This window comes from Paraburkholderia guartelaensis, assembly GCF_004353905.1.
Classification (GTDB): domain Bacteria; phylum Pseudomonadota; class Gammaproteobacteria; order Burkholderiales; family Burkholderiaceae; genus Paraburkholderia; species Paraburkholderia guartelaensis.
The window spans coordinates 226970-250283 of the sequence record NZ_SMOD01000005.1 but is presented as its reverse complement, the minus strand read 5'-3'; the positions used below and the strand labels follow the sequence as shown (position 1 = coordinate 250283).

Here is a 23314-nt window from a genome sequence, read left to right as displayed (position 1 = left end):
CCCTGCAGTGCCCGCCAATGCAGCCGTCCCTGATTCTTCGTGAAGCGCGCGAGCCATTATCGTGTGATAATAAGAGGTTATCTTGAAGAGCAAGTAGACTCGTGTTTCAGCAGACCAACTCGAACACTTCGTGGGTTTCGCCAGCAAGCTGGCTCGATCGCGCCGTTTCGCGGTCCTGCATGATCCCCTACCAGGGCGTGCCTTACGAGCCGGAGCCGTTTCTTCGCAGCACCAGCCGCATCAAGATCGCGAAGAAATACCTGCACAAGCAGTTTCTTCTGAGGGCGCACCGCCAGATGCGCCTCGAACAGGCGCATCTGGACACATCGCAGCGCATCCTCTGGGTCTACGCCAAACGCAACTTCGGCGACGCGACGATGGACATGGCCGGCCGCGCGCTGCTCAAGGGCCTCGGCATGCGCGTCGATCTGCTCGCGCTGCCGTCGCTGGTGCCGCTTTTCAACGAAGACGACGTGTTCGGCAAGGTCTACGGCGCCCCGGAAGAGGTCGATGCGAGCCGCTACGACGCAATCCTGCTCTCCGAGTACAACCTGCCCTCGATTCGCATCAAGACCCGCTACTTCGCGAACCTGCCGTACGCGGGCCTCTTCCGCTACTTCAACGGTCCCGACCGCAACCAGACCTGCTTCAGCTTCGCGAGCGTCAACGACGTGTTCTCGCTCGGCCACGACGCCGACACGCTCGCCGCGATCAGCAAGCCCTATCTTGCCAGCAAGCCGGCGACACGCGAGTCGGTGCGCGGCCTCTTGCCTGCGCGCCCGTTCATCGCGATCGCGGCGGGCGGCGTGGACCCCGATCGTACCTACAACCGCTGGTCCGAAGTCATCGAATTGTTGAGCAAGTACGACAACGCGGGCGCCGCGAAGGAAATCGTCGTACTCGGCTCGGACAACGGCACGCAAATCGCGGAGCAGTTGTGCGCGAGCGCACCCGCCAACGTGCGCATTCGCTCCCTGACCGGCAAGCTCGCGTTCCTTCAGGCGCGCGAGATCGTTGCGCACGCCGAACTGTTCGTGGGCGCGGACGGCGGACTGATGCACGTCGCCCACACCACGCAAACGCCCAGCGTCTCGCTGTTCCGGCATCAGGAGCCGCCGTTTCTGCGCTTGACCGAAGCCTGCCGATCCATCGGCCTGCAGGGCACCGGCAACGTGGACACCATCCCGCCTGCGCAACTCGTGGGCGCGGTGCTGCGCCAACTCGCGGCTCGCGCACCCGAGGCAGCGCCCGCCGCCGCCTGATATCGCCAAATGTAGCGGCTTAGGCCCACGCGGCGCGTCGGCGCGCCTGCATGCGCGCGGCGCGCTCGAACTCACGCGCCGCGTCATCGCGCAGAAGGGTCAGGCCGCGCTCTGCTGATACTGGATCTTGTGCAGGTGCGCGTACATGCCGCCCCGCTCGAGCAGTTCCTGGTGCGTGCCCGATTCGACGATATGGCCGCCATCCATGACGAGGATGCGGTTCGCGCGCTCGATCGTCGACAAGCGGTGCGCGATCACGAGCGTCGTGCGTCCGCGCATCAGCGTTTCCAGCGCCGCCTGCACGTGGCGCTCCGACTCCGAATCGAGTGCCGACGTCGCTTCGTCGAGAATCAGGATCGGCGCATCCTTGTAGATCGCACGGGCGATCGCCAGGCGCTGGCGCTGGCCACCCGAGAACTTCATGCCGTTGTCGCCGATCAGCGTCTCCATGCCTTCAGGCAGCGCCGAGATCGTCTCCCACAGGTTCGCGGCGCGCAGCGCGCGCTCCACGCGCTCGCGGTCGGCGGTCTGGCCATAGGCGACGTTGTTCGCGACCGTGTCGTTGAACAGCACCACGTCCTGGCTCACCATCGCGATCTGGTTGCGCAGCGCATGCACGTCGTAATCGGCGATCGATACGCCGTCGACCATCACCTGGCCGCCGCTCGGATCGAAAAAGCGCGGCAACAGATTCACGAGCGTGGTCTTGCCGCTGCCGGACGGACCGGCGAGCGCCACCATTTCGCCCGGGTTGATGCGGAACGACACATGGTCGAGCGTCACACGGTGGCTCGCGCCATAGGCGAACGACACATCGCGGAACTCCACTTCGCCGCGCGCGCGTTCGAGCGGCAAGCCGCCGCCCGCCGGCTCGGGCGGTTCATCGATCAGCCCGAAGATCAGCTCGGCTGCGGTCATGCCGCGCTGCAGCGGCTGATTCACGTCGATCAGGTGCTTGAGCGGCGAAATCACGAGCAGCATCGAGGTGACGAACGCCACGAAGCCGCCGACCGTCGTCTGGTCGTTCGAGGCCTGCACAACGGCGATGGTGATGACGATCGCCAGCGCGATCGAAGCGAGGAACTGCGTGAGCGGCTGCGCGAGCCCGCCCGACACCGTCATGCGCATCTGGTAGCCGCGCAGGCGGCGGCTCATTTCGCCGAAGCGGTCCTTTTCGTAGCTCTCGCCGTTGTGAACCTTGACGACCTTGTAGCCGCCCACCGTCTCCTCGACGATATAGGACAGGTCGTTCGTGAGCATCTGATGCTCGCGGTTCAGCCGGCGCAGACGCCGGTTGATCTTGCTGACGAGCCAGCCGATAGCCGGCAGCAGCACCGCGACGATCAACGTGAGCCGCCAGTTCAGATAGAACAGGTAGCCGAGCAGGAAGATCACCGTGAGCGAGTCGCGCACGAGCGTGACCAGCACGCCGAGCAGCACGCCGAGAATCTGGTTGACCTCGAACACGATCGCGTTGATGACCGTACTTGCGGTTTCGCGCTGAAAGAAACCGACGCTCGCGTGAATCATGCGCTCGAACATCTTCAGGCGCAGCGCGAGCAGCACGCGGTTCGACACGTACTGCAGCAAGTAGCCGGACGCGTATTGCGCGAGGCCGCGTACGAGTGACAGCCCGATGACCGCGGCGGGCACCAGCCACTTCGCTTTCGGATCGCCGCGCGTGCCGAAGCCGTGATCGAGCAGCGGCTTGAGCAGCGCAGGAATGCCGGCTTCCGTGGCGGCCACCACCGCCATCGCGATCACGCCTGCGAGCAGCACCCACATAAGCGGCTTTACATACGGCCACAGCCGCCGGCCAATCACGACCGGCGACGACTTGGTGTCGGAGCCGATCGGCTTGCTCAAGGTTGATCTCTCGCCCAAAATTTCCTCGAAAAAAATGCGGGTAATCTGCCCGCCCCCCGGCAAACAGGTACGCCATTGTAAACGTTCGGCCCAGGAGGCGATGTATCTGCCCGGCCGGGGCCGGCGCCGGGGCGGTTTCGTAGCCGCCGGCGTTTTTGTATATACTCAGCGATTCGGCTTCGGGGCACGAACGCACGCGCAGCAAGCGTCTGCGCGAAGCGCTCTCCGAACGCGAGGCCGGCTCCAGCCGGCGTTCCTGCCCTCTCCACCTTCTTCCAGCCATCGCGAGCCAGCGCCGATGAACGACAGCGCCAAACCCGATGCGATCAGCGTCATCGTCATCGTCAAAAACGAAGCACACGATATTCGGGACTGCCTTGCTTCCGTGCACGGCTGGGTCGACGAAATCGTCGTGCTCGATTCCGGCAGCACGGACGGCACCCAGGCCATCTGCCGCGAGTTCGGCGCGACGGTCGTCGATACCGACTGGCCCGGTTTCGGCCCGCAGAAGCAGCGCGCGCTCGACGCGGCCCGCGGCCCGTGGATCCTCTCGCTCGACGCCGACGAACGCGTCTCCCCTGCGCTGCGCGACGAGATTCTCGCAAGCGTGAAGACGAACGGCGCCGACCTGTTCCGCGTGCCTCGCCAATCGAATTACTGCGGCAAGTGGATCCGCCATTCCGGCTGGTCACCCGACTATGTGACGCGGCTCTTTCGCCGCGACGCGGCACGCTTTTCGAACGATCTCGTACACGAACGCGTGATCGCCGCGCCCGAGGCGCGGGTCGGCACCCTCACTCAGGCGCTGATTCACTACAGCTTCCGCGACTTCTCCGAAGTGCTCGGGAAAATCGACAGCTATTCGACCTACGGCGCGACCCAGGGTGCGGCTCGCGGCAAGCGCGGCGGCCTGCGCAAGGCGTTGCTGCACGGCTTCTGGTCGTTTGTGCGCAGCTGGATCATTCAGCGCGGCTTTCTCGACGGCAAGATGGGCTTCGTGCTGGCGATCTCCAACGCCGAAGGCACCTATTACCGCTACCTGAAGCTCATGCTCCTCGAAACACAGCAGTCCGCCGCGTCAAAAGCCCGCGACGCCGCGCCGGAGAGCCGATGAACGCGCGTCGCGACATGCTGATTTCGGTGATCGTCAGCACCTATAACCGGCCCGATGCGCTCGAACGGGTACTGGCCAGCTTGAGCGCGCAGTCCGACACGCGCTACGAAATCATCGTCGCCGACGACGGCTCGGCCGATGCGACCCGCGAAACCGTGGAGCGCTGCGCGGCGTCGAGTCCGGTGCGCATGGAGCACGTGTGGCACCCGGACGACGGCTTTCGCCTCGCCGAGATCCGCAACAAGGGCATCGTGCAGGCCCGCGGCGATTACCTGATCTTTCTCGACGGCGACTGCGTCACGCAGCACGATTTCGTTGCGCGCCATCGGCAGCTCGCGAGCGAGCGCACCGTCATCACCGGCAGCCGCATCCTGCTCGACGAAACGCTCACGCAACAGGTGATCGCACAGACGATCCCGCTTGCAGACAAAGGCTTCGGCTTCTGGGTGCAGCAACGCCTCGCTGGCCACGTCAACAAGATCGCGCCCCTCTTCGTCAAGCTGCCGGATCGCAAGTGGCGCGTGATCGAGCAGTTCAAGTGGCGCGGTATCAAGGGCTGCAACATGAGCGCCTGGCGCAGCGACATCGAGCGCGTGAACGGGTTCGATACCAGCTTCACCGGCTGGGGGCACGAGGACGCCGATTTCGTGGCCCGGCTCGCCAATTGCGGCGTGCACCGCAAGCTCGGCGCCTATGCCACGGAAATCTTCCACCTGTGGCACCGCGAGCAAGCGCGCGCGCAGGCAAGCTCCAACGAGGCAAGGGTCAAGGTGCGAATCGCGGACGGCACCGTGCGCGCCGAACGCGGTCTGGCCGAACTCGCGAGTTAAACGACGAGTGTTTCGCAGAACCACGGTGCGGCATGGCAGCAGTGAAGACTGCCATACCGCCCAATCCCGTCAGTACACGATCTCGATTTCGCTGCCCGCGAACTCGCCACGCAGCGCGGCGAGCAGATCGTCGGTAGGCTTGACGCGCCAGGCGTCGCCCAGACGCACTTCGCCTTCCGCTCGATCGTTACGATAAGCGATCTGCACCGCGAGCCCGTTCGGAATGACCGCTTGCGCGCGCTCGCCGCGATCGCGCCCGAAGCCGCCGCGGCCCCGCGTTTCCGTGGCAGGCGCCGGAAGCGAGTCGTCGGGCTTCGCGCGATACGCTTCGAGCACCGTGCGCAGCGCGCCGGCATTGGCATTGCCGTTCATCTGCAGCTTCACGGCTTGCGCATAGCGGCTGCGCGCTCGCTCCAGATCCATCACGGTATCCACCGTGAAGCGAATGCCGCCCGTGAACGCGTCATTGCGCGCCCCGCCCTGCACGACGAGCAGCTCGTCTTCCTTGAAGAGCGCCTTGTGCGCTTCGAACTGCTCGTTGAACACCGTCACTTCGCACTGGCCGGTGCCGTCGTCGAGCAGCGCGATCAGCATCTTGCCGCGCTGGGTCATTTGCGTGCGCAACGAAGCGATCACACCCGCGATCAGCTTGTCGCGCCCTTCCTTCAGCTCGCCGATCTTCTGGCGCACGAAGCGGCGCACTTCGTCCTTGTAGGCGTCGAACAGGTGGCCCGAGAGGTAGAAGCCCAGCGCCGCTTTCTCTTCCTGGAGCTTGCGCTTCTCGCCCCATGCCGGCTCGTCCACCAGTTCGTGCGCGGCGAGCGGCGCGTCGCCCATATCGAAGAGGCCGGCCTGCATGGCGTTGGCGCTCGCCTGGTCGGCGGCTTCCATCGCCATCGGCACGGATGCGAGCAACTGCGCGCGGTTCGCGTGAATCGTGTCGAACGCGCCGGCGCGGATCATCGCTTCGATCGTGCGGCGATTGACGAGACGACGGTCGATGCGCTCGCAGAAGTCGAACAGGTCCTTGAACGGACCGCCCTCTTCACGCGCGCGCAAGATTTCTTCGATGGCGTTCTGGCCGCTGCCCTTGATCGCGCCGAGACCGTAGCGGATCGTGCGCGAGCGCTTGCCTTCGGCCACGCTGGCGTCGGCCACCGGCTCGAAGCGGTACGCCGAGGCATTGACGTCCGGCGGCAGCACGACCATCTTGTTGGTCAGACAATCCTCGAAGAGGATCTTCACCTTGTCGGTGTCGTCCATGGCGAGCGACATATTCGCCGCCATGAATTCGGCCGGATGGTGCGCCTTGAGCCATGCCGTGTGATAAGCGAGGAGCGCGTACGCGGCGGCGTGCGACTTGTTGAAGCCGTAGCCCGCGAACTTCTCCATCAAGTCGAAGGTCTCGTCCGCCTTCTCGCGCGTGAGGCCGTTCTTCGCCGCGCCTTCCGCGAAAATCTCGCGGTGCTTGGCCATCTCCTCGGGCTTCTTCTTGCCCATCGCGCGACGCAGCAAGTCCGCGCCGCCGAGCGAGTAGCCGCCGATGATCTGCGCCATCTGCATCACCTGCTCCTGGTAGACCATGATGCCGTAGGTCTCTTTCAGAACAGGTTCGACACGCGGATCGGGATACTCCACCACTTCGCGGCCGTGCTTACGCGCGCAGAAGCTCGGGATCAGGTCCATCGGGCCCGGACGATACAACGCCACGAGCGCAATGATGTCCTCGAAGCGATCGGGCTGCGCGTCTTTCAGCATGCCCTGCATGCCGCGGCTTTCCAGCTGGAACACGGCGACCGTATTCGCTTTCTTGAGGATCTGGAACGACGGCGCGTCGTCGAGCGGCACTTCGGCGAGCGACCAATCCTTCTTCGACGGATCGAGCATGCGGATATAGCGCTCGGCCCAGTCGAGAATCGTGAGCGTGGTCAGGCCCAGAAAGTCGAACTTCACGAGGCCGACGGCTTCCACGTCGTCCTTGTCGTACTGGCTCACGACGCCGCTTTCGTCGCCCTGCGTGTAGAGCGGGCAGAAGTCGGTGAGTTTGCCCGGCGCGATCAGCACGCCACCCGCGTGCATGCCCACGTTACGCGTGAGACCTTCGACGAGCTGCGCGAGGTCGAGCAGCTGGTGCACTTCGTCTTCGTTGTCGTAGCGCTCCTGCAGGAGCGGCTCTTCCTTCATCGCGTCGGCGATGGTGACGTGCTTGCCCGGCTTGAACGGAATCAGCTTGGCGACACCGTCGGTGAAGTTGTAGCCGAGATCGAGCACGCGGCCGATGTCGCGCACCGCGGCCTTCGCGGCCATGGTGCCGAAAGTCGCGATCTGCGAGACGGCATCCGCACCGTATTTCTCCTTCACGTACTGAATGACGCGGTCGCGCCCGTGCTGGCAGAAGTCGATGTCGAAGTCGGGCATCGATACCCGTTCCGGATTCAGGAAGCGCTCGAACAGCAGGTTGTAGCGCAGCGGATCGAGATCGGTAATGCCGAGCGCGTACGCGACGAGCGAGCCCGCACCCGACCCCCGGCCCGGCCCCACCGGCACGCCGTTGTTCTTCGCCCAGTTGATGAAGTCCGCAACGATCAGGAAGTAGCCCGGGAAGCCCATCTTGATGATGGTCCCGCACTCGAATTCGAGCCGCTCGTTGTAGCGCGCGCGCTCCTGTTCGCGTTCGGCTTCGTCCGGATACAGCTGCACGAGGCGCTTTTCGAGACCTTCCCTCGAAAGCTGCACGAGATAGTCGTCGAGCGAGAGGCCGTCGGGCGTCGGGAACAGCGGCAGCTTCGGCTTGCCGAGTTCGAGCGTCAGATTGCAGCGCCGCGCGATCTCGATGGTGTTCGCGATTGCCGAAGGAATGTCCGCGAAAAGCGCGGCCATTTCTTCCTGCGTGCGAAAACGCTGATCAGTCGTGAAGCGCTTCTGGCGGCGCGGATTCGCGAGGATGTCACCCTCCGAGATGCACACGCGCGCTTCGTGCGCGGTGTATTCCTCGTCGGTCATGAACTGCATGGGGTGCGTGGCGACCACCGGCAGCTTCAGTTGCGACGCGAGCGCCACCGCCTGCTCGACATACTGCTCGCCGCCAGGCTGGCCGCAGCGCTGCAGCTCGATGTAATACGCGTTCGGGAACAGCTTCGCCCAGCGCTGCGCATGGCGCTTGGCGCTTTCCACATTGCCCGCCGCGAGCGCGAGACCCACGTCGCCCTGTTGCGCACCCGAGATCGCGAGCAGGCCCTCGGCCAGCCCTTCTTCGAGCCACGCAACGTCGACTTCCGCACGGCCGCGATACTGGTTCGTGAGCCACGCCTTGGAAAGCAGCTCGCACAGATTCAGGTAGCCGCGCTTGTTCTTCACCAGCAGCAGGAGGCGCGACGGCTTGTCGCGGTCGTCGGGATTGGTGATCCAGACGTCGCAGCCGGCGATGGGTTTGACCCCTTTGCCGCGGGCTTCGGTGTAGAAACGGACGAGGCCGAATGCGTTGCCGAGGTCGGTGAGCGCGAGCGCGCCCTGGCCGTCTTTGGCCGCCGCCTTGACGAGGTCGTCGAGGCGCACGATGCCGTCGGCAATCGAGAATTCGGAGTGGACGCGGAGATGGACGAAGCGGGGATCTGACATGGCCGTCATTGTACCTTCAGGGGCACGCGATTTTCGGCGCACGCTCGCATGGGCAAGTGATGTTGGCCGCCTGGCCAGCGCCTTGCGCGGGCACAGCGCCGCCGCGCGACGTGTCGACTACGCCGCAGGCGGCGCGAGGCGCGATTGAGGGATAATAGCGGATTGCGCCCGCCGCGCGCCCTGCCCCAATTCCCGTTTTCGGGGGAATCCCAGTGGGGACCCATAGTGACAGGTAGCACGCGCGCCCGGCTCCGGTTTCACGCGCCTTCTTAGGCGCTTTTCCAGTTGCACCATGCGTATCCTCAATCTCTCCGCTTACCAGTTCGCCACGCTCGAGAAGACCGCAGAATGGCGTCCGCTCGTGCTCGAGCGCTGCCAATCGCTCGATTTGCGGGGCACGATCCTGCTCGCGCCGGAAGGCATCAACCTGTTCGTCGCCGGCGATGAAGGCAACGTGCGCGCCTTCATGGACTTCATCAATCACGATCCGCTCTTCGAGGGCAAGTTCGCGACGCTGAAGTTCAAGGAAAGCATCTCCGAAACGCGGCCCTTCAACCGCATGCTCGTGCGCCTGAAGCGCGAGATCATCACGATGAAGAAGCCCGCGATCCGCCCCGAGGAAGGCCGCGCGCCTTCCGTGGCGCCCGTCGTGCTCAAGCAATGGCTCGACCGCGGCTTCGACGACGAAGGCCGCCCCGTCGTCATGCTCGACACGCGCAACGCGTTCGAAATCGATGTCGGCACGTTCGACAAGGCGCTCGACTACCGCATCGACAAGTTCAGCGAATTCCCCGCCGTGATCGAGGCGAACCGCGCCGACCTCGAAGGCAAGACGGTCGTGTCGTTCTGTACGGGCGGCATCCGCTGCGAAAAGGCGGCCATCCACATGAAGGAAGTGGGCATCGAGCACGTGTACCAGCTCGAAGGCGGCATTCTCAAGTACTTCGAGGAAGTGGGCGGCGCGCATTACAGCGGCGACTGCTTCGTGTTCGACCAGCGCACCGCGCTCAATCCGCAGCTCGAACCGACGGACACCGTGCAGTGCTTCGCGTGCCGTGCCGTTGTGACGCCGCAGGAGCAGGCTTCGCCGCTCTACGTAGTGGGCAAGAGCTGCCCGGCGTGCCATCCGGAGCGCGCGAGCGCGACGGATGCAGCGGCTCAGGCTGCCGCTTAAAGCCGCGCGCGTGAGCGCAACGCCGCAAGGGTATCGCGGGCGCTTCGCGCCCTCGCCCACTGGCCCGCTGCACTTTGGCTCGCTCGTCTCGGCGCTGGCGAGCTGGCTCGACGCGCGAGCGCATGGCGGCGCCTGGCTCGTGCGCGTGGAGGACATCGATGGCCCGCGCACCGTACCGGGCGCAGCTGAGGACATCCTCGCGACGCTCGCGGCCTTCGGCTTTCACGCCGACGAGCCGCCCGAATGGCAGAGCCGCCGCACCGATCTTTACCGCGCGGCGCTCGACCGGCTGATCGCTTCAGGTCACGCCTACCCGTGCGGCTGCACGCGCAAGGAAATCGCCGATTCGCAACTGCGCATGCACCAGCGCAATACCACGCTGATCTATCCGGGCACCTGCCGCGACGGCCTGCACGGCAAGCCCGCCCGTGCGTGGCGGCTGCGCGTGCCTGACGAAGACACTACTGACGAACCCGCAGGCGCGCACGCCAATTCCTCACTGATTCGCTTTGACGACCGCTGGCAAGGCCAACAGCACCAGAACCTCGCGACCGAAGTCGGCGATTTCGTGCTGCTGCGCGCGGACGGCCAGTGGGCCTACCAGCTCGCCGTGGTCGTGGACGACGCCGAACAGCGCATCACGCACGTGGTGCGTGGTGCGGACCTGCTCGACTCGACGGCGCGGCAAATCTGGCTCCAGCAGTGCCTCGGCGTGCCAACGCCCGCGTATCTGCATGTGCCGGTCGTCACGAACGCGGATGGAGAAAAGCTCTCGAAGCAGACCGGGGCGCAGGCCCTCGATGCGTCACGCCCTCTGGAAGCGCTGATGGCCGCCGCGCGGCACCTGGGCCTCGAATTGCACGATCCCGCGCCCGCGACGCTCGCAGCGTTCCAGCTCGACGCGATCGATGCGTGGAAGCGGCGGCTCGCGCAATTGCCGGCCGCATAAACAAAAACGGCATGCCGCCAGGAGCGACATGCCGTTTTTCTGCGCTGCGCGAATCTATCGCGCTCGAACTCAGCTCGACGAAGACGACGTCGGCTTGTTGCGCCACGACGAGCCGAGGCCGCCCAGAAGCGCCGCGAGCGGCTGCTTCGACTGCTGTTTTTGCGGCGCGGCGTTCGCGGGCTTGTCTTCGGCCTTGCTGCGCGCGCTCGCCGAGGGCTCGTAGGGCTTCAGGAAAAAGTCGTCGATCGGCTGCGAACGATGGTGATGCGGGCGCTCGAACGACGCCGCCCGGCGGTGCGTGCCGCGCTCGCCACGTTCACCGCGGCCTTCGCGGCTTTCATAGCCGTCGCGCTCGCGCCGGCGGCCGCCACCCTCGTGCGGCACCGGCACGTCGACCACGAGGCGCTCCACGGTCAGCGGGCGCTTGATGAGCTTCTCGATATCGGCGAGCTGCTTCTTCTCGTTCGGGCTGCACAGCGACAGCGCGTCACCCGAGGCGCCTGCACGGCCGGTGCGGCCGATACGGTGCACGTAGTCTTCGGCGTTGAACGGCAGGTCGAAGTTGATGACGGCGGGCAGCTCGGCAATGTCGAGGCCGCGCGCGGCCACGTCGGTCGCCACGAGCGCCTCGATTTCGCCGCGCTTGAAGGCGTCGAGCGCCTGCATGCGCTCGCTCTGCGTGCGGTCGCCGTGGATCGCGGCCGCGACGATGCCCTGCTTTTCGATCTGGCGCGCCAGACGGCTCGCGCCGATCTTGCTGTTGCAGAACACGATCACCTGCTTCAGGCCCCGGTCGCGGATCAACTGAACGACCGCGCCGGTCTTGTCGCCCTCGGCGACTTCGTACACCACCTGGGTGACGTTGGTCGCGGTCGAGTTGCTGCGCGCCACCTCGATGGTCTGCGGCGTGCGCAGATAGGTCGCCGCAAGCTTCTTGATCTCGCCCGAGAACGTGGCCGAGAAGAGCAGCGTCTGGCGCTCCTTCGGCAGCAGGTTCAGGATGCGCTGCAGGTCGGGCAGGAAGCCCATGTCGAGCATGCGATCGGCTTCGTCGAGCACGAGCATCTGCACCTGACCGAGGCTCGTGGTCTTCTGCTGCACGTGGTCGAGCAGGCGGCCAGGCGTCGCGATCAGGATTTCCACGCCGCGGCGCAGCTCATCGGACTGCGGATTCATGTCGACGCCGCCGAATACCACCGCGCTGCGCAGCGGCGTGTGCTGCGCGTAGGTGCGCACGTTGTTGGCGACCTGGTCGGCCAGTTCGCGCGTCGGCGTGAGAATCAGCGCGCGCACCGGATGGCGGGCGGGCGAAGCGCTCGTGCTCGCCAACGGCAAGAGGCGTTGCAGGATCGGCAGCGAGAAGCCCGCCGTCTTGCCCGTGCCAGTCTGCGCTGCAGCCAGCACGTCGCGGCCCGTGAGCACCACGGGAATCGCCTCCGCCTGGATCGGCGTGGGCGTCGTGTAGCCCTGCTCCTTGATGGCCCTGAGAATTTCGGGGGCCAGACCAAACTGGTCAAAGTTCGCAGTGCTGGGCGTGACGGCTGTGTCGGACATGGTGGCTTCGCTATAAAGGCGCTATTCGCGCAAGGCGCGGGAGCGCCTCAAAAGGTCACTGCTGGGCATTGCAGGTCGATGCAAAGGTGCCGGACAACACATCGGGCACCTTGCGGCGACGGACGGAACACAAGCCCGCGAGGGCCTCCCGGCAAACGGTTGGCCCGGGATGGCCTGTGGACGACGATAGAATCTGCCGGGGACGGGGCGCAGGCTTCATCGCCGCGCTCGCTCGGGTTCAACCCAGCCAGACTCGCTCGATTCCAGATGGTTCCGGCGCCGTCCTCGTCTATTGACGGGCGTGCGCACCGGATATGTCAAAACGGCTCGATCGGCGATTCAGGCCGATCCAGCAAGCCTCGGGGCGGCTTGCTGCCTGCTTGTTGCCGGCGTTCTGCCCGCCCTCTGCGGCAGGCGCAAAGGGCCGAAAGGCCGGTATTGTAGCACCTTGGCATAAATCCCTATGGCAGCGGGCCATGCGTTCTGCAACATGGCGCACGGGAAATCCCCACGCGCCATGCGGCGAAGCATCGCACCCTTTTTCCGCCAGCCCGCTGCTCCCTGCTCACCACGTCTCGCGCATCACCATCAGCCGCAGTTCGGTCATATCCTCGATCGCGTAGCGCACGCCCTCGCGCCCGAGGCCCGAGTCCTTCACGCCGCCGTACGGCATGTTATCGACGCGAAATGACGGAATATCGTTGATCACCACGCCGCCCACATCGAGCCCGTCCCACGCGCGATGCGCGTTGGCGAGCGAATCCGTGAAGACGCCCGCCTGCAGGCCGAAATCGCTGTCGTTGACGATGTCGATCGCCTGGCCGAAATCGTCGAAACGCTCGAGGATCGCAACCGGCCCGAACGCCTCCTTGCGGTAGAGGTCAGTGTCGCGGCGTACGTCTTCGAGCAGTGTGGCCTCGAACATCGCGCCGTCCACCTTGCCGCCCGCGACGATCTTCGCACCCGCGAGCACCGCGCTCTCCATCCAGCCCGCCAGACGCTTCGACTCGGACTCGGAGATCATCGGCCCGACGAAGGTTTTCTCGTCCTTCGGGTCGCCCATCTTGAGCGTCTTGACCTTGGCGATGAGCTTCTCACGCAGCGCGTCGTAAATCGACGCGTGCACGAGGATGCGCTGCACGCCGATGCAGCTCTGCCCCGACTGGTAGTACGCGCCGAACGCGAGCCGGTCCACGACGTAATCGAGCTTGCCGCCCTGATCGCCGTCGACGATAGCCGCCGCATTGCCGCCCAGCTCCAGCACCACCTTCTTCTTGCCCGCCTTCTTCTTGAGGTCCCAGCCCACCGCGGGCGAGCCCGTGAACGAAAGCAGCTTGAAGCGCTCGTCGGTAGTGAAGAGGTCGGCGCCGTCGCGGTGCGCGGGCAGGATCGAGAACGCGCCCTTGGGCAGGTCGGTTTCCGCCAGCACCTCGCCGATGATGAGCGCCCCGACCGGCGTGCGGCTCGCGGGCTTCAGCACGAACGGGACGCCCGCGGCGAGCGCCGGTGCGACCTTGTGAGCCGCCAGATTGAGCGGGAAATTGAATGGCGAGATGAACGAGCACGGCCCGATCGGCACGCGCTTCACGTAGCCGTGATAGCCCTTCGCGCGCGCCGAAATCTCGAGATTCACGATCTCGCCGTCGATGCGCACGCTCTCTTCGGCGGCCACGCGGAACGTATCGATCAGGCGCGTGGCCTCGCCGCGCGAATCGTTGATCGGCTTGCCCGCCTCGATGCACAGCGCCATCGCCAGCTCGTCGAAGCGCTCGCGAAAGCGCGCCACGCAATGATCGATCACGGCCTGGCGCTTGTACGGCGGGAACGCGCGCATGGCGGGCATGGCGGCTTCGGCCGCCGCGATGGCCTGGTCGATCGCTTTCGCGTCGGCGAGCGCGACGCGCGTGGCGACTTCGCCGCTGTATTTGTCGGTGACTTCGAGGTCGGTATTGGCGGCGACGGCCTCGTTGGCCAGATAGTACGGATAAGTCGGTTTGAGCATGACGGGTTCTCCGTAAGTGCGGCGTCAAAGCTGCGCGCTCAGTCGCTTGATGTCGCGATTGAGCACGCGCTCGTTGTCCGAATAGTCGATGGGCACGTCGATCACATGCACGCCCGGCTGCGCGAGGCACTGCTCGACGAGCGGCTTGAGTTCGTCCGCCGAGCCCACGCGGTGGCCATGCGCGCCATAGCTCTGCGCATAGTCGACGAAATCGGGGTTCTGCAGCGTCATCCCGTAATCGGGAAAATTCATGTTTTCCTGCTTCCAGCGGATCATGCCGAACGCGTCGTCGCGCAACAGCAGCACGACGAGATCGAGCTTCAGGCGCACCGCCGTCTCCAGTTCCTGCGAATTCATCATGAAGCCGCCGTCGCCGCAGACCGCCACGACCTTGCGCTGCGGATGCACGATCTTCGTGGCGATGGCCGAGGGCAGCCCCGCGCCCATCGAGGCGAGCGCGTTGTCGAGCAGGATCGAATTGGGCTCACGTGCGCGGTAGTAGCGCGCGAACCAGATCTTGTACATGCCGTTGTCGAGGCACAGGATGCCGTCGTCGGGCATCGCGCCGTACACGTCGTGCACGAGCCGCACCGGGTACATGGGAAAGCGCTCGTCGTGCTGGCCTTTGGCGAGATGCGCCTCGAAATGGCGCTTGATCTCCTCGAAGCGCGCGAAGTCCCACGCGTGCTCGCGCGGTTTCAGGCTCTCCTTGAGCTGCCACACGGCGTTGGCGATATCGCCCACCACTTCGATCTGCGGGAAATACACGGGGTCGACTTCCGCGCCGAGAAAATTCACGTGGATGACGGTTCTCTCTTCCGCGCTGCGCATGAAAAACGGTGGCTTTTCGATCACGTCGTGGCCGACGTTGATGATGCAGTCGGCGTGCTCGATCGCGCGGTGCACGAAGTCGCCGTCCGAAAGCGTGGCGTTGCCGAGCCAGAGCGGATGCGACTCGTCGATGACGCCCTTGCCCATCTGCGTGGTGAAGAACGGGATGCCGGTTTCGTCGACGAACTCGCGCAGCACGTTGCGCGTGGTCTTGCGGTTGCCCCCCGCGCCGATCATGAGAAGCGGATGGCGCGCCTTGCAGATCGCCCCGACCGCGTGCGCGACGGCCTTTTCCTCGGCCACGGGCCGGCGGCTGAAGCTCTTGGGAATGGGCTTGCCGTCGCCCTCTTCGTCGGCCACGTCTTCGGGCAGTTCGAGATGCACGGCGCCGGGCCGCTCCTGCTCGGCCTGGCGAAACGCCTCGCGCACGAGCGCCGGAATGTTGCCGATGGAGACGATCTGACGCGCGTACTTGGTGAGCGGCTCCATCATGCGCACCACGTCGACGATCTGGAAATGGCCCTGCTTGCTCGACTTGATGGGCTTCTGGCCCGTGACCATCAGCATGGGCATGCCGCCCAACTGCGCGTAGGCCGCGGCGGTCACGAAGTTGGTGGCGCCCGGCCCGAGCGTGGCCAGACACACGCCGGTGCGGCCCGTCAGCCGCCCGTAAGTGGCGGCCATGAAGCCCGCAGCCTGCTCGTGGCGCGTGACGATCAGACGAATCTTCGAGCGCCGCAGCGATTCGAGCAGATCGAGGTTCTCTTCCCCGGGAATACCGAACACATACTCGACGCCTTCGGCTTCGAGCGCCTTGACGAACAGATCCGATGCTTTCATCGACCACCTCGTTGGCAAGAGCGTGGCCGGCGGCGCGGGCGGCAGCCGGCCTTCGCGAACAGGCCGACAGGTTACTCCCGCAGGGCGGAATGTGTCGTGAAGCGTGCGTCCGGCGTCAGCGCATGATCGTCGCGCAGCCCGAGAGCACCGGCTTCGGACTCGCGTCGGACGTGACGTCGTAGAGATCCGCGCCGGGGCCCTTGGTCCACCATGTGTAGCGGTCGGCGACGTACTTCACGCCCGAAGCGGCGATCACCCCGACGAACAGGAGCTTGCGGCCTTGCACGGGCACGAGCGCGAAGCTCTGGCCGTTGGCCGCATTGAGGTAGGTGACCTTGAAGGTCTTGCTGTTGGCGCAGGTATAGCTGAACGTATGGCGCGACTGCACCTGGATGTCACGCACTTCGAGCGGAGCCGCCGCATTCGCCGCGCCCACGTGCAGCGCGGCGGCGAGACCGCACGCTGCCGCCAACCGGAATGCACCGCTTCGAGCATCGATCATCATGTTCTCCGTGGGTTGCGTTGGCGCCGCGCTATACATTTACTGGGCCGCGTCGCCCGGTACCGGACGCACCGCCGCGGCGGCTTCGCGGGCGCGCGAGCGGGCCTCGTCGGTGTCGGCGCCCGTGGCGAGCGCGACGCCCATGCGGCGCTTCACGAAGCTCTCGGGCTTGCCGAACAGGCGCAGATCCGCGCCCGGCACGGCCAGCGCCTGTGCAACGCCCTCGAACGCGATGCCGCGCGCGTCCATGCCGCCGTAGATCACGGCCGAGGCGCCCGGACCGCGCGCCGTCGTATCGACGGGCAAGCCAAGAATCGCGCGGGCGTGCAGTTCGAATTCGGAGAAGCGCTGCGAAGCCAGCGTGACGAGCCCCGTGTCGTGCGGGCGCGGGCTCACTTCCGAGAACCACACCTCGTCGCCGCGCACGAACAGCTCGACGCCGAACAGACCGCGTCCGCCCAGCGCCTCGGTCACCTTGTGCGAGATCTCGCGCGAGCGCTCGAGCGCCTTCGCGCTCATCGGCTGCGGCTGCCACGATTCGACGTAGTCGCCGTCGACCTGGAGGTGGCCGATCGGATCGCAGAAATACGTTTGCACCTGGCCGCTGGCCGGGTCGATGGCGCGCACGGTGAGCTGCGTGATTTCATAGTCGAAGTTGATGAAGCCCTCGACGATCACGCGCCCACGGTTCACGCGGCCGCCCGCCAGCGCATATTCCCAGGCGCGCTCGACGTCCGCATCGCTGCGCACGACCGACTGCCCTTTGCCGGACGACGACATCACCGGCTTCACCACGCACGGATAGCCGACCTTGGCGACGCCCGCCTTCAGCTCGTCGAGCGAATCGGCGAACGCGTAGGGCGAGGTGGCGAGGCCGAGTTCCTCGGCGGCGAGGCGGCGGATGCCCTCGCGGTTCATCGTGAGCTGCGCGGCGCGCGCGGTGGGGATCACCTCGGCGACACCCTCGGCCTCGACGGCGGCGAGCGCGTCGGTGGCGATCGCTTCGATTTCGGGCACGACGAGATGCGGGCGTTCCGCGTCGATGAGCGCGCGCAGCGCCTTGGGATCGGCCATGTCGATCACGTGGGCGCGATGCGCGACCTGATGGCCGGGCGCGTTTTCGTAACGATCGACGGCAATCACCTCGACGCCGAGACGTTGCAGCGCGATGATCACTTCCTTGCCAAGCTCGCCCGCGCCGAGCAGCATGACACGGGTGGCGGAAGCGGAAAGCGGCGTGCCGATGCGGGGGCGGGTTTGCATGATGTCTCCAGAATGGCGGTATGGCGCAAATGCGTAAGAGCGCCGATGTTAACACGCGGCCTTGACGCGGCGAGGCGCTTTGGCGCGTCGGCGGCCGACCGGTTCAGGCGCGGCGCGCGCACGTTTGCGCTCGCATGCTGCAGCGCGGTGCGTTACGCTTACGCCTTCGTCGATTACGAGGAACGATGCGATGCCTATTAGCCAGACGGCGAGCCAGATGCCGACCCAGGCACCGAGCCAGGGTCCGCGCGTGAATATGCGCCAGCGCCTGCGCCCTGCCCAAGGCACATTCGCGCGAAAGCTGGCCTCGCGCACGGCGATGCTCGCTGCGGCCCTGCTGGTTTGCGCGTGCAAGCTGCCCGTGCACACGGACGCCTCCGCGCCGCTGCCCGATCCGTTCAACCCCGCGACGACCCAGTTGCTCGACAACACGCACTGGCAGCTCGTGGAATGGAAGCGCGCCGACGGCACGCTGCGCGCCCTGCCGGGCCCGAACGCCCACGTCGACAGCACCGAAAACCCCGACGCTCGCCCCATCACGCTCGACCTCTCGACCGAGAGCGGTCAGCGCCGCGCAAGCGGCTTCTCGGGCTGCAACCGCTATTTCGGCGCCTATACGCTCAAGAACGGCCTGCTCTCGTTCAGCCAGCTCGGCGGCACGCGCATGGCTTGCATCGGCGCAGGCGGCGATATCGAGGGCGCCTATCTGGAGGCGCTCTCGCATATCGCGCGCTCCGGCGTGCAGATGCGCCATCCGCAATCGCTCTTTCTCGTGCTGGAAGACGGCGACCGCCTGACGTTCGCCGAGCAGGGCGCCGAACCAGGCACAGGCCCGGCCCCGACGCCCGCCTCCGACGCCAAACCGGCGCAGTGAACGCTGCGCACATGAGCTGCCGCGCCCTTGCCCGGCGCGGCTCTTTTTTTGTTGCGCGCGAACCAAAACGGCGTGCGCCGGGTCTTTGGCGTGTCGGCCGCGCAACGCCCGCCGGGCCGCGCGCAACACCGCCCTCATGTGGATGGCGGCGCGCAGGGGCCGAGCGGTTACACTCCACACGTCGCACACCTTCTCTACGTACATCTTTGGCATGCACACGGTAGTTCCTGGCTGGTTCGGCGTTTCGGCCGTCTGGTTCATCCCTCTGATCTGGCGGCTCGTCAAGTCCGTGCTGCCGGGCGGCGCGGGCCTGCGCGGCCCGGGCACGATCCGGCTTTGGCTCGGTTTCGTCGGCGTGATCGTGGCGAGCTGCGCGCTCGAAGCGACGCTCATCGACATCGCCGGGTTCAACGCGCTCGGCCATGCACTTTCGGGCGGACTCGGCAAGCTCATCGGCCATGTGGCCGCGCCGCTCGCGATGACGGCGCTCCTCCTCGTGAGCTTGCCGTGGCTGCTCGACTTCCATTGGCGCGAATTCCTCGCGTGGGCGGACATTTCGCTCGGGCTCGGTCTGAACATCCGCGCCGCGCGTGACACTGAAGACAGCCCGCGCCGCGAACGCCGCAGCCGCCGCGCCGCGGCCGAAGAGGGACTGCCCACGCATAGCGCCGCCACCTTCAATCCGCCGATGCCGGGCGACGGCTCGCGACGCAAACGGCCGACAAGCTGGCGCCCGCCCGCGCGTGACATGCGCGAGGGTCGCGATACCCCGCGTACAGCCGGTGCGATGGCCGCGGGACTCGGCGCAGCGTCGGCCGCTGCCACCGCACAGGACGCTTTTGCCGATGCTGGGTCATGGCGTGCGGAACCAGGCTTCCGTGCTCCCGCCGATCCTTCCGCGGCTTGGGCGCGCACCGAACCGACCGCGGCCGCCGACTGGCTGCGCGGCACGCGTGCGCCGGGGCAAACGCCGCCTACGGGTATGTCGCGAGCACCGATGGAGCCGCCGCGCGCGCCGTTGCAGCCAGGCGCGCCGCTCGGCGAAGCGCGCCGCCAGCCGGTGCGCGGTGCGAGCGCAATGCAGGAAATGGCGGGTGCGCACGGGGCACAGGGCGTCCCCGCGCAACCCAATGCACCGTGGCGGGCAGAAACGGCTCAAACGCGACCGGCCATGGCCGCCGCAATGACAGGCGCGACAGCGCGCACGGCTTCAGCTTCCGCGGCGGTGCACGGTGCGCCGCTCGCGGCCGGTGCCGCCGCAGCTGCAGCCGCCGCGCGCAGTGCCGCGTTCGGCACGACGACGGCGCCGATCGATCCGCTGACTTCGCCGTTCGCACAACCCATCATGCCGCGCCGCACGGCGCCGCCGCCTGCGGCGGGCAGCACAGCCGCCCGTGCCGCGGCCGCCGCGCCGCCGCGCGTCGCGAAGCCGCCGAAACCGTACGTCTGGCAGGGGCAGCCCGCGCGCGTGAACCCTCGCCCGCCCATGAGTGCGCCCCGCACGGCACCGTTCGGCTCGCATCTGGCCGAAGCGCCGCCCGCAACGCCCGCCTACTCGCGCCCGGCGCCCACCGGCACGCCGCAGGCGGAAGCACCGCTTTCGACGAGCGTGCTCGAAACGTTGCGCTCGATCGAAGAAAACGCCGCACGCTGGACCACGCTCGCCGGCGCGAGCCTCGCACGCCGCACCCTGGACGAAGCGGGTACGCTCGCGGGCGAAGAGGAAACGCGCGCGCAATTCCCGAGCGCATCGCCGGAGATCGCGACGGCGGCGGCACCGGTGACGACTTCGGCCGGGCCGCAGGAATCGACGTCCGCTCCGGTCCCGCAGCAGGACGTGGGCTACGTTTCGTCAAGCCCGAGTGTGCAACCGTTCGAGGAAACGCACGCTTCGCCGCAACCGAGCGACACGACGACAGCCGTGACGCCAGTTGCGCACGCTGCGCCCTACTCTGCCGCGGCACAGCACCCGCCATCGTCCGAGCCGAATTCGGTCAGCGCTGGCTACACGGCTGCGCCGAGTCCCTGGCAGCCGATGCCTACGCACGCGGACGAAGCCACGTACGGCGCTTCGAGCGAGGCGACGCACGCCGAGCCGGTACAGGCTGAGGCAGAGGAAGCCGCGACGCCCGCGCCCTGGCCAATGCTCGATCACGGCATGCCGTGGATCCTGCTCGACGACGAACCGTCGGCTGCCGACCCCACCGAGACGCACGCGGTCGAACCGCTCTTCACGTTCAGTCCATCGACGGTGCAGGAACAGGCTCCCGCGCCGGCCATGGCGATTCCTGCCGTGACGGCGCCCGTGCCCGTGCCCGCAGCGACGCAAACACCGGTTGCCGCAATCGCACCGGTGGAGCAACCCGCTCCGGCCGAATCGCACGACGTGCACGTAGCACACGACCCGCTCGACACATCGGCCGCGTCGAACATCGTGCACTTCCCCCGCTTCGCTCGCGAGGCGCAACCCGAAGCCCCCGCGGCGCCTGCACAGCATGCAGCGCCCATTAGCGAGCAACCGCTCGACGTCAGCCCGTACGCCGACGTCGTCGAACCGGCATCGACGACGACCCGCGACGAATCCGCGTACGGCACGTACGGCAGCACGTTCGAAACAGCCGCACACGCGACGCCTGCACATGTCGCGCCGACGGTTGCGCATGCGGCTCCCGCGACGCCGTTCGACGCAGCGCCTGAGGCCTTGCCGGCAATGGGCGCGCCTGCGACTCAAGCAACGGCTTTTGACGCGACGCCCCTGCCCGCAGCGCCGGCGCCGGCACCGGCACCCGTAGCAACGCCGCCGTGGGTTGCCGAAACGCAGACAGAAAGCCGTCCTGCACCTGCCGAGGCCACGCTCACGCCGATTCCCTCGCAGCCAGCGACACCGATCGCCACCCCGATTGCAGCCCCCACGGCGCCCTACCCCGCCATCGCGACCGAAACCAGCGCCGCGAGCCCCGACTTCGAGTCCGCATCCGAAGCCGTCGAAACAATCGAAACAATCGAAACAATCGAAGCCGTCGAAACAATCGAAGCACCCGAAGCAGTCGAAGCCCCCGAGCCCGCAGTCCAGCGCGCGCCCGTGCGCGGCCACGCGCCCACGTCCTTCGCATTCGAGCCGCTCAGCGCATCGGCGGTCGAACTGCCGGGGCTCGAACTGCTCGAGCGCGCATCGTCCGAGATCGAGCCCGTCTCCGAACAGAAGCTCGCCGAAACGAGCCAGCTCATCGAGCAGCGTCTCCAGGAGTTCAAAGTTCCCGTGACGGTGGTCGGCGCCTCGGCGGGTCCGGTCATCACGCGCTTCGAAGTGGAACCCGCGCTCGGCGTGCGCGGCAGCCAGATCGTCGGCCTCATGAAGGATCTCTCGCGCGGCCTCGGCCTCACGTCGATCCGCGTGGTCGAAACGATTCCCGGCAAGACCTGCATGGGCCTCGAATTGCCGAACGCCCGCCGCCAGATGATCCGCCTGTCCGAGATCCTAGAATCGGCGCCGTACCATCGTTCGCAGTCGAAGCTCACGATCGCGATGGGCAAGGACATCGTCGGACATCCGATCGTCACCGATCTCGCCAAGGCGCCGCACATGCTCGTGGCGGGCACGACCGGTTCGGGCAAGTCGGTCGCGATCAACGCGATGATCCTCTCGCTCCTCTACAAGGCGACGCCCGAGGACGTGCGGCTCATCATGATCGATCCGAAGATGCTCGAGCTTTCCGTGTACGAAGGCATTCCGCATCTGCTCGCGCCGGTCGTGACCGACATGAAGCTCGCCGCCAACGCGCTCAACTGGTGCGTGGGCGAGATGGAGAAGCGCTACCGGCTGATGTCGGCGGTGGGCGTGCGCAATCTCGCGGGCTTCAACCAGAAGATCCGCGACGCCGAAGCGCAGGAAAAGAAGATCGGCAACCCGTTCTCGCTCACGCCGGAATCGCCCGAGCCGCTCTCGCCGCTGCCGATGATCGTCGTCGTGATCGACGAACTCGCCGACCTCATGATGGTTGCGGGCAAGAAGATCGAAGAATTGATCGCGCGTCTCGCCCAGAAGGCGCGCGCCGCCGGCATCCACCTGATTCTCGCGACGCAGCGTCCTTCGGTGGACGTCATCACCGGTCTCATCAAGGCGAATATTCCGACGCGCGTGGCGTTCCAGGTCTCGTCGAAGATCGACTCGCGCACGATTCTCGACCAGATGGGCGCCGAGTCGCTGCTCGGCCAGGGCGACATGCTGTTCCTGCCGCCGGGCACGGGCTACCCGCAGCGCGTGCACGGCGCGTTCGTCGCCGACGAGGAAGTGCACGCCGTGGTGGAGTATCTGAAGCAGTTCGGCGAGCCCGAGTACGTCGAAGGCATTCTCGACGGCCCGGCTGCCGAAGGCGCGCCGCAGGACCTGTTCGGCGACTCGCCCGAGGCCGAAGCCGATCCGCTCTACGACGAGGCCGTCGCATTCGTCGTGCGCACGCGGCGCGCGTCGATCTCGTCGGTGCAGCGGCAACTGCGCATTGGCTACAACCGCGCCGCGCGTCTGGTCGAACAGATGGAAACGGCGGGACTCGTTTCGCCGATGGGCATCAACGGCAGCCGCGAAGTGCTCGTGCCCGGCGGCGGGCAGGGCGAGTAAGGAAGAAGGCGCGCCTC

14 protein-coding genes are annotated in these 23314 nt (G+C 66.5%); 7 read left to right on the top strand and 7 right to left on the bottom strand.

The features are described 5' to 3' along the window. Nucleotides 1–179: 179 nt before the first annotated feature. Nucleotides 180–1262: a glycosyltransferase family 9 protein gene (locus E1N52_RS08950; RefSeq protein ID WP_133182023.1), complete on the top strand. Its 1083-nt coding sequence runs from the start codon at nt 180–182 to the stop codon at nt 1260–1262. Between the two features lie 99 nt (nt 1263–1361). Here the strand turns inward: E1N52_RS08950 and msbA are convergent, their stop codons facing one another. After that, nucleotides 1362–3146 carry a lipid A export permease/ATP-binding protein MsbA gene (msbA, locus tag E1N52_RS08945; RefSeq protein WP_133182021.1) on the bottom strand — a complete coding sequence of 595 codons (1785 nt, stop codon included), beginning with the start codon at nt 3144–3146 and terminating at the stop codon, nt 1362–1364. Between msbA and E1N52_RS08940 the strand changes: the two genes are divergently transcribed. Both E1N52_RS08940 and E1N52_RS08935 read left to right on the top strand, forming a co-directional pair. After that, nucleotides 3103–4242 (top strand): glycosyltransferase family 2 protein, encoded by a 1140-nt coding sequence (locus E1N52_RS08940; protein ID WP_342777833.1) that lies wholly within the window; start codon nt 3103–3105, stop codon nt 4240–4242. The two genes, msbA and E1N52_RS08940, sit on opposite strands and share 44 nt — an antisense overlap. Further along, a complete protein-coding gene (locus E1N52_RS08935) occupies nt 4239–5072 on the top strand; it encodes a glycosyltransferase family 2 protein (protein ID WP_133182019.1) in 834 nt (277 codons plus the stop codon). The genes E1N52_RS08940 and E1N52_RS08935 overlap by 4 nt, the downstream gene beginning before the upstream one ends. 69 nt (nt 5073–5141) lie before the next feature. Here E1N52_RS08935 and dnaE read toward each other — a convergent pair whose 3' ends face one another. Next, nucleotides 5142–8699, bottom strand: coding sequence for a DNA polymerase III subunit alpha (dnaE, locus tag E1N52_RS08930; protein WP_133182017.1), 3558 nt, complete (start codon nt 8697–8699; stop codon nt 5142–5144). A 283-nt stretch (nt 8700–8982) separates the two neighbouring features. Here dnaE and E1N52_RS08925 point away from each other — a divergent pair, with 283 nt between their 5' ends. After that, a complete protein-coding gene (locus E1N52_RS08925; RefSeq protein WP_133182015.1) occupies nt 8983–9864 on the top strand; it encodes a sulfurtransferase in 882 nt (293 codons plus the stop codon). Beyond that, entirely contained in the window at nt 9839–10813 is a 975-nt protein-coding gene (gene gluQRS / locus E1N52_RS08920; RefSeq protein ID WP_133182013.1) for a tRNA glutamyl-Q(34) synthetase GluQRS, read from the top strand. The genes E1N52_RS08925 and gluQRS overlap by 26 nt, the downstream gene beginning before the upstream one ends. Before the next feature lie 69 nt (nt 10814–10882). Here gluQRS and E1N52_RS08915 read toward each other — a convergent pair whose 3' ends face one another. The 5 genes from E1N52_RS08915 to purT form a co-directional block, all read right to left on the bottom strand. Further along, a complete protein-coding gene (locus E1N52_RS08915) occupies nt 10883–12367 on the bottom strand; it encodes a DEAD/DEAH box helicase (RefSeq protein WP_133182011.1) in 1485 nt (494 codons plus the stop codon). Nucleotides 12368–12932: 565 nt separating this feature from the next. After that, nucleotides 12933–14369 carry an aldehyde dehydrogenase family protein gene (locus tag E1N52_RS08910; RefSeq protein WP_133182010.1) on the bottom strand — a complete coding sequence of 479 codons (1437 nt, stop codon included), beginning with the start codon at nt 14367–14369 and terminating at the stop codon, nt 12933–12935. Nucleotides 14370–14393: 24 nt separating this feature from the next. After that, the gene (locus E1N52_RS08905) at nt 14394–16040 is read right to left on the bottom strand and encodes an acetolactate synthase large subunit (RefSeq protein ID WP_133182008.1); all 1647 of its coding nucleotides are present in this window, start codon (nt 16038–16040) and stop codon (nt 14394–14396) included. A 115-nt stretch (nt 16041–16155) separates the two neighbouring features. After that, the gene (locus tag E1N52_RS08900; RefSeq protein ID WP_246089003.1) at nt 16156–16545 is read right to left on the bottom strand and encodes an MliC family protein; all 390 of its coding nucleotides are present in this window, start codon (nt 16543–16545) and stop codon (nt 16156–16158) included. Nucleotides 16546–16581: 36 nt separating this feature from the next. Continuing rightward, nucleotides 16582–17805, bottom strand: coding sequence for a formate-dependent phosphoribosylglycinamide formyltransferase (gene purT, locus E1N52_RS08895; protein ID WP_028205735.1), 1224 nt, complete (start codon nt 17803–17805; stop codon nt 16582–16584). Nucleotides 17806–17995: 190 nt separating this feature from the next. Here purT and E1N52_RS08890 point away from each other — a divergent pair, with 190 nt between their 5' ends. Both E1N52_RS08890 and E1N52_RS08885 read left to right on the top strand, forming a co-directional pair. After that, nucleotides 17996–18679 (top strand): META domain-containing protein, encoded by a 684-nt coding sequence (locus E1N52_RS08890; protein WP_133182004.1) that lies wholly within the window; start codon nt 17996–17998, stop codon nt 18677–18679. Between the two features lie 211 nt (nt 18680–18890). Beyond that, nucleotides 18891–23297, top strand: coding sequence for a DNA translocase FtsK (locus tag E1N52_RS08885; protein WP_133182002.1), 4407 nt, complete (start codon nt 18891–18893; stop codon nt 23295–23297). The last annotated feature ends 17 nt before the right edge of the window (nt 23298–23314 follow it).

Bases quoted from the DNA above. Each gene is read 5' to 3' on its own strand.
- dnaE (WP_133182017.1), bottom strand. From the start codon at position 8,699: ATGACGGCCATGTCAGATCCCCGCTTCGTCCATCTCCGCGTCCACTCC.
- E1N52_RS08950 (WP_133182023.1), top strand. From the start codon at position 180: ATGATCCCCTACCAGGGCGTGCCTTACGAGCCGGAGCCGTTTCTTCGC.
- E1N52_RS08900 (WP_246089003.1), bottom strand. From the start codon at position 16,545: ATGATGATCGATGCTCGAAGCGGTGCATTCCGGTTGGCGGCAGCGTGC.
- E1N52_RS08910 (WP_133182010.1), bottom strand. From the start codon at position 14,369: ATGCTCAAACCGACTTATCCGTACTATCTGGCCAACGAGGCCGTCGCC.
- gluQRS (WP_133182013.1), top strand. From the start codon at position 9,839: ATGCAGCGGCTCAGGCTGCCGCTTAAAGCCGCGCGCGTGAGCGCAACG.
- E1N52_RS08885 (WP_133182002.1), top strand. From the start codon at position 18,891: ATGCACACGGTAGTTCCTGGCTGGTTCGGCGTTTCGGCCGTCTGGTTC.
- E1N52_RS08925 (WP_133182015.1), top strand. From the start codon at position 8,983: ATGCGTATCCTCAATCTCTCCGCTTACCAGTTCGCCACGCTCGAGAAG.
- E1N52_RS08915 (WP_133182011.1), bottom strand. From the start codon at position 12,367: ATGTCCGACACAGCCGTCACGCCCAGCACTGCGAACTTTGACCAGTTT.
- E1N52_RS08935 (WP_133182019.1), top strand. From the start codon at position 4,239: ATGAACGCGCGTCGCGACATGCTGATTTCGGTGATCGTCAGCACCTAT.
- E1N52_RS08905 (WP_133182008.1), bottom strand. From the start codon at position 16,040: ATGAAAGCATCGGATCTGTTCGTCAAGGCGCTCGAAGCCGAAGGCGTC.
- purT (WP_028205735.1), bottom strand. From the start codon at position 17,805: ATGCAAACCCGCCCCCGCATCGGCACGCCGCTTTCCGCTTCCGCCACC.
- E1N52_RS08890 (WP_133182004.1), top strand. From the start codon at position 17,996: ATGCCTATTAGCCAGACGGCGAGCCAGATGCCGACCCAGGCACCGAGC.